Below are 6,838 nucleotides of genomic sequence, written 5' to 3'. Positions count from 1 at the left end.
GGTGACGCCCGGCAGCGCCGCCAGCGCCGAACGGAGGTGCTCCCCCACGGCGGTGGCGTTGGCCAGGACGTTCTGGCTTTCGATCGCGTGCAGCGTGGCGAGGGCGGCCGCCGTCGCCACCGGGTTCCCGCCGAAGGTGGTGCCATGCTGGCCGGCGGACAACAGCGACGACGTCTGCTCACCCATGGTCACCAGGGCGCCAATGGGGAAGCCACCGCCCAGGCCCTTGGCCAGCGTGATGGCGTCCGGGACGATTCCCGCCTCTTCGCTGGCGAACCACTTGCCGGTCCGGCCGACGCCGGTCTGGACCTCATCCAGGATCAGCAGCGCGCCCACCCTGGCAGTCAGCTCCCGTGCCGCCCGGAGGTACTCGGCCGAAAGCGGGCGTACTCCCGCCTCACCCTGGATGGGCTCGAGGAAGACCGCCGCGACGGTTTCGTCCACGGCGGCTTTGAGCGCCTCGATGTCGCCGAACGGGATGTGCTCCACGCCGCCGGGCAGCGGCTCGAACGGAGCCCGGTAGGCTTCCTTGGCGGTCAGGGCAAGTGCGCCCATGGTCCGGCCATGGAAGGCTCCCTCGAGGGCGATGATTTTGGTCCGCTGCACGCTGCCGCCACCCAAGTTGCGGCGGGCAAGCTTGAACGCTGCCTCGTTCGCCTCGGTGCCGGAATTGGTAAAGAACACCTTGGACCCGGCAGGCGCGTTGGCCAGCACCAGGAGCTTTTCGGCCAGTGCGATCTGGGTGGGGCTGGTGAAGAAGTTGGAGACGTGGCCCAGGGTGGAGAGCTGGCTGGCGATGACCGACGTGACGAACGGGTGCGCATGGCCCAGTGCGTTGACGGCGATCCCGCCGAGCAGGTCAAGGTACTCCTTGCCGTCGGCGTCCCACACCAGGCAGCCGGCACCGCGGACCAGGACGCGCTGCGGGGCGCCGAACACTCCCATGAGCGAGGACGAATACCGTGACAGCCATTCGGAACCGGCATGGCCGGTGGTTTCCACGAGTTCGGACACTGGTGACTTTTCCACCGTATTCATCCGTTGATCTCCTCGTCCGGAACAACCTGGGTGCCGATTCCGGCGGTGGTGAATGTTTCAAGGAGCATGGAATGGGGCAGCCGGCCGTCCACGATGTGGGCCCGTTCCACGCCCTCGTCAATGGCCTTGAGGCAGGCGGCCATCTTGGGGATCATGCCCGATTCGAGCCGGGGCAACATGTCCCGCAGTTCGGAAGCCGTAAGGGAGGAGATCAGCGACGACTTGTCCGGCCAGTTGGCGTACAGGCCCTCGACGTCGGTGAGGATGACCAGCTTGGACGCGCCCAGGGCCGAGGCAACGGCCGCCGCCGCGGTGTCCGCGTTGACGTTCAGCACCTGGCCCGTGGGCTGGAACCTCGCGGCACCTGCGACGCCCTCGCCGCCGTCGACGATTTCCGGGGCCACGGTGGAGATCACGGGGATCCGGCCCGCGCCGAGGATGTCCATGACACCGGCGGGGTCGACGCCCACCACCTCGCCCACCAGGCCCAGGTCCACCTCTTCGCCGTCAACCACTGTCCCGGTGCGGACGGCGCGCAGCAGGCCGCCGTCTTCACCGGACATGCCCACGGCGTAGGGGCCGTGGGAGTTGATGAGCCCCACCAGTTCGCGGCCCACCTGTCCGGTGAGGACCATCCGGACCACGTCCATGGCCTCCGGCGTGGTGACGCGCAGGCCGCCCTTGAACTCTGATTCGATGCCCAGCCGGCCCAGCATGGAGTTGATCTGGGGCCCGCCGCCGTGAACCACCACGGGATGGACGCCCACATGGTGGAGGAACACGATGTCCTCGGCGAACGCGCGGCGGAGTTCGTCATTGACCATGGCGTTGCCGCCGTACTTGATCACCATGGTGGTGCCGGCAAAACGCTGGATCCAGGGCAGCGCCTCGATCAGGGTGGCGGCCTTGGCCTGGGCGTCGGACATGCTGGTGGTCTCGCGCGTCTGGGTGTTCATGCTGTCTCTTCCGCGGGGATCGGCGTTGGCTGAAACGGTGCTAGCTGGAGTAGGCGCTGTTCTCGTGCACGTAGTCGTGGGTGAGGTCATTGGTCCAGATGGTCGCTTCTGCGTCACCGGCCTGCAGGTCGATTTCCACCAGGACCTCGCGCGGCTCCAGGTTCACCAGGCTCCGGTCGTCGCCGATGCTGCCGTTGCGGCAGATCTGGATGCCGTTCATGGCCACGTTGAGCTGGTCCGGCTCGAACGCTGCGTCCGTGGTGCCCACCGCTGAGAGTACGCGCCCCCAGTTGGGGTCCTTGCCGAAGATGGCGGCCTTGAAGAGGTTGGACCGGGCCACGGAGCGGCTGACGGTCTCGGCGTCGGTTTCACTGGCAGCGTTGAAGGTCCGGATGGCGATGTCGTGGCTGGCGCCTTCGGCGTCTGCGATGAGTTTCCGTGCCAGCTCGGCGCAGACCTTGGTCAGGCCGGCCGTGAAGACCTCGGCGGCCGGAACCGCTCCTGACGCTCCGGAGGACAGCAGGACAACGGTGTCGTTGGTGGACATGCAGCCATCGGAATCGGCGCGGTCAAAGGTGACGCGGGTGGAGTCCCTGAGGGCCAGGTCGAGCAGTTCCGGCTGCACAGCTGCGTCGGTGGTCAGCACAACCAGCATGGTGGCAAGGCCGGGGGCCAGCATGCCCGCGCCCTTGGCGATGCCGCCGATGCTGAATTCCTGCCCGTCCGCGTCAGTGCCGATGAACAGCGCTGACTTGGGGACGGAATCGGTGGTCATGATGGCTTCGCCGGCTTCCGGTCCGCCTTCGGTGCTGAGGGCAGCGGCAGCGGCCTCAACACCGGGCAGGATCTTGTCCATGGGCAACTGCTCGCCGATCAGGCCGGTGGAGCAGACAAAAACGTCGGTGGCCGAAATTCCCAGGACTTCGGCTGCCTTTTCGGCGGTGCTGTGGGTGTTCTGGAAACCGGTGGGCCCGGTGCAGGCGTTGGCACCGCCGGAGTTCAGCACCACGGCATCCACGCGGCCATCGGCGACCACCTGGCGGGACCAGTGGACGGGAGCGGCAGCCACCCGGTTGCTGGTGAACACGGCTGCGGCGGCCTTGGACGGGCCGTCATTGACCACCAGCGCGAGGTCCGGCTTGCCGGAAGCCTTGAGTCCGGCGGTGACGCCGGCGGCGCGGAATCCCTGGGGCGTGGTGACGGTCACGGGGCTACTCCCTGCAGGTCAAGGCCGGCGGTTTCCTGCAGGCCGAGTGCGATGTTCATGGACTGGACAGCGCCACCGGCAGTGCCCTTGGTGAGGTTGTCGATGGCGCAGGTGGCGATGACGCGGCCGGTGTGGCCGTCGAAGGCCAGCTGCATGGCGGCGTGGTTCGAACCCTGCACACTCTTGGTGCCGGGCCACTGGCCCTCGGGCAGCAGGTGGACGAACGGCTCGTCGTCGTAGGCGTCGGCCCAGGCCTGCCGGAGCTGCTCTGCCGTGATGCCGGGCTTCACCTTGGCTGTTGCGGTGGTGAGGATGCCCCTGCTCATGGGTGCCAGGGTGGGCGTGAAGGACACAGTGACCTGTTCGCCCGCGGCATTGGACAGTCCCTGCTCTATCTCCGGAGTGTGGCGGTGCCCGCCGCCTACGCCGTAGGGGCTCATGGAGCCCATCACTTCGGCGCCGATGAGGTTGACCTTTGCGGCCTTGCCCGCACCGGAGGTGCCGGACGCGGACACGATGACGACGTCGTCGGGCTGCAACAAACCGGCGGCGAACCCGGGCGTCAGCGCCAGCAGGGCCGACGTCGGGTAGCAGCCGGGCACTGCAATCCGCGTGGCGCCCTTGAGCGCCTGGCGCTGGCCGGGGAGCTCGGGGAGGCCGTACGGCCACGTGCCCGCGTGGGCGGAGCCGTAGAACCTTTCCCACGCGGACGGGTCCTGCAGGCGGTGGTCGGCACCGGCGTCGATCACCACCGTCCCTTCCGGCAGCTGGGCGGCGATTTCGGCGGAAGCGCCGTGCGGCAGGGCGAGGAATACGACGTCGTGGCCGGACAGGTTGTCCACCGTGGTGTCTTCCAGGATCCGGTTGGCGAGCCCGTGCAGGTGCGGCTGCAATTCGCCTAAGCGCGAGCCCGCGTTGCTGTGCGCCGTGATCGCGCCGATGGTGACGTCCGGGTGTCCGGCCAGGAGTCGGAGGACTTCTCCTCCGGCGTAACCGCTGGCGCCCGACACTGCAACAGAAATAGTCATGCCCCCGACTATACAGCAATAGTTATGCATCATGCCCGATATTTATGCATGACCTTGCTTCCCCGCTTCCGGGTATCCCTAGGATGGGTGACAGCATCGGGAGCCGGACGCGCCGGGTCCTGGAAAGGGGAGCAATGACGCACGCAATCGTCGCACGGCAGGCAGGCGGACCGGAAGTCCTCGTCTACGAGGAGGCGGAGCCTCCCATGCCGGGTCCCCGGCAGCTGTTGGTGAAGGTGCGGGCGGCAGGCGTCAATTTCATCGACACGTATAAGCGCAGCGGCACCTACAAGGTCCCGTTCCCCTTCACCCCGGGATCGGAAGCCGCAGGGACGGTGGAGGCAGTGGGTGAAGGGGTTACCGCCTTCTCCGTTGGCGACCGGGTAGCCACTGCCGAGGGATTCGACTGCTATGCGGACTACATGCTGGTGGCCGAGGATACCGCTTTGCCCGTTCCGCGCGGTCTGGACGACTTCGCGGCGGCAGCACTTCCCCTGCAGGGGATGACGGCGCACTTCCTGATGAATTCCACCTTCAAGGTGGAGCCCGGGCACACCGTCCTGCTGCATGCCGGCGCAGGCGGCGTGGGGCTGCTCCTGATCCAGCTGCTGAAGGCCAGGGGCGCAGAAGTGGTTACCACCGTCTCCACCGAGGAAAAGGAGCAGCTTGCACGGGGGGCCGGCGCTGACCATGTGGTGCGGTACGACCGGTTCGCACAGCACGTCAGGGAGATCACCGGCGGCAGGGGCGCAGACGTGGTGTACGACGGCGTGGGAAAGGACACCTTCGACGGCTCCCTCGATGCCCTCCGGGTGCGCGGCACGCTGGTGCTCTTCGGCGCAGCCTCCGGCCCCGTTCCTCCCGTTGACCCGCAACGGCTCAATTCCGGCGGATCCCTGTTCCTCACCAGGCCCACCATCGCCCACCATCTGAGGGATACTGCCGAGCGGCGCTGGCGCTCGGACGAGATCTTCGCAGCTGCTGCTGACGGAAGCCTTAAGGTCCGGGTCGGTGCCCGCTATCCGCTGTCCCAGGCGGCACAGGCCCATCGGGACCTGGAGGGCCGGCGCACCACGGGCAAGGTGCTCCTGGTTCCGTAAGCCGCCGCTCCGCAGTGGCCAACGCACCTGCTGAATGAACAAGAGGTGAACGGCCGGACCGCAGGAACGCCGGGTTTGGCCGGGGGGTACATCTTCTGTTCATCTGGCACAGGCAAAATGCCCCAGTGACTCAGCAGCAGGTCCCCCTTGAGGATGTCCCTTCCACGTATCCGCCCCAGATGCCGGGGTCCCTGGCCGCTCCCCCGGCCCGGACGCTGATCGACATCCTGCAGGACACTGCGGCCCGTTACCCGGAGGCATCGGCCCTGGACGACGGCCGCCGCCCGCTCAGTTACGCCCAGCTGATGGCTGAAGTCCGGGCGGCGGCCCGGCGGCTCCACCAAGCCGGCCTCGGCGCCGGGGACAAGATAGGCGTGCGGATCCCGTCGGGGACCAACGAGCTGTATGTTGCCATCCTCGCGGTACTCCTGGTGGGCGCGGCCTACGTCCCCGTGGATGCGGACGATCCGGAGGAGCGCGCCCGCCTGGTCTTCGGGGAAGCCAGAGTGGCCGGTGTCCTGGAAGCCGGTAGCGTGCTCCGCGGCGTGGACCTCGTCCCCGCCGGCCGGACGGCACCGTTTGCCGGTGCCCGGCCGCCTGCCCCCGACGACGACGCCTGGGTCATCTTCACCTCCGGATCCACCGGCACGCCGAAGGGCGTTGCTGTCAGCCACCGCTCGGCAGCAGCCTTTGTGGATGCCGAGGCAAGGATCTTCCTCCGGGATGAACCCCTGGGCCCCCAGGACCGGGTTCTGGCCGGACTCTCGGTGGCCTTCGACGCGTCCTGCGAGGAGATGTGGCTTGCCTGGCGCCACGGGGCATGCCTGGTTCCCGCACCCCGGGCGCTGGTGCGCACCGGCATGGACCTCGGCCCGTGGCTGATCAACCACGGGATCACCGCCGTCTCAACCGTTCCCACGCTTGCGGCACTCTGGCCCGCCGAATCGCTTGAGAACGTCCGGCTGCTGATTTTCGGCGGGGAGGCCTGCCCGCCGGAGCTTGCCGCGCGCCTTGCGGTGGAGGGCCGGGAGGTCTGGAACACGTACGGCCCCACGGAAGCAACCGTCGTAGCCTGCGCCGCCCCGCTGGGCGGTCCGGGACCTGTCCGGATCGGCGTGCCGCTGGACGGCTGGGACCTGGCCGTCGTTGACTCGGACGCGGTGCCGGTGGCCGAGGGCGAAGTGGGGGAGCTGATTATTGGCGGCGTCGGGCTGGCCCGCTACCTCGACGCCGCCAAGGACGCGGAGAAATACGCGCCGATGCCGAGCCTGGGCTGGGACCGGGCCTACCGTTCCGGGGACCTGGTCCGGTTTGAGCAGGCGGGCCTGGTCTTCCAGGGCCGGGCCGACGAGCAGGTGAAGCTCGGCGGCCGCAGGATTGAACTGGGCGAGGTGGATGCGGCGCTGCAGGCCCTTCCCGGCGTTGCCGGCGCTGCCGCCGCCGTCCAGACCACCGCAGCCGGAAACCAGATCCTGGTGGGCTACCTTGCCCCGGCTTCGGGGCAGGACC

6 protein-coding genes are annotated in these 6,838 nt (G+C 68.3%); 2 read left to right on the top strand and 4 right to left on the bottom strand.

The features are described from left to right. The 4 genes from AC5RTT_RS19075 to argC all read right to left on the bottom strand — a co-directional run. The coding region (locus tag AC5RTT_RS19075; RefSeq protein ID WP_494146501.1) for an acetylornithine transaminase at positions 1-1,038 on the bottom strand (1,038 nt) is incomplete at its 3' end. Beyond that, positions 1,035-1,994 (bottom strand): acetylglutamate kinase, encoded by a 960-nt coding sequence (argB, locus tag AC5RTT_RS19070; RefSeq protein ID WP_494146500.1) that lies wholly within the window; start codon positions 1,992-1,994, stop codon positions 1,035-1,037. The genes argB and AC5RTT_RS19075, both read right to left, overlap by 4 nt. A gap of 40 nt (positions 1,995-2,034) precedes the next feature. Next, on the bottom strand, positions 2,035-3,201 hold the full coding sequence (gene argJ / locus AC5RTT_RS19065; RefSeq protein WP_494146499.1) for a bifunctional glutamate N-acetyltransferase/amino-acid acetyltransferase ArgJ: 1,167 nt from the start codon (positions 3,199-3,201) through the stop codon (positions 2,035-2,037). Next, positions 3,198-4,229 carry an N-acetyl-gamma-glutamyl-phosphate reductase gene (gene argC, locus AC5RTT_RS19060; RefSeq protein WP_494146498.1) on the bottom strand — a complete coding sequence of 344 codons (1,032 nt, stop codon included), beginning with the start codon at positions 4,227-4,229 and terminating at the stop codon, positions 3,198-3,200. Before argC ends, argJ begins: the two co-directional genes overlap by 4 nt. Before the next feature lie 134 nt (positions 4,230-4,363). On the opposite strand from argC, the gene AC5RTT_RS19055 reads away from it, so the two are divergent. Both AC5RTT_RS19055 and AC5RTT_RS19050 read left to right on the top strand, forming a co-directional pair. Then, positions 4,364-5,329 carry a quinone oxidoreductase family protein gene (locus tag AC5RTT_RS19055; RefSeq protein WP_494146497.1) on the top strand — a complete coding sequence of 322 codons (966 nt, stop codon included), beginning with the start codon at positions 4,364-4,366 and terminating at the stop codon, positions 5,327-5,329. Between the two features lie 179 nt (positions 5,330-5,508). Continuing rightward, positions 5,509-6,838, top strand: a 1,330-nt coding sequence (locus tag AC5RTT_RS19050) for an amino acid adenylation domain-containing protein (RefSeq protein WP_494146502.1), incomplete at its 3' end; no start/stop codon positions are given.

This window comes from Arthrobacter sp. Y3221157, assembly GCF_059089865.1.
The sequence above is the reverse complement of the archived record's forward strand: the minus strand, read 5'-3'. Positions and strand labels throughout refer to the sequence as shown.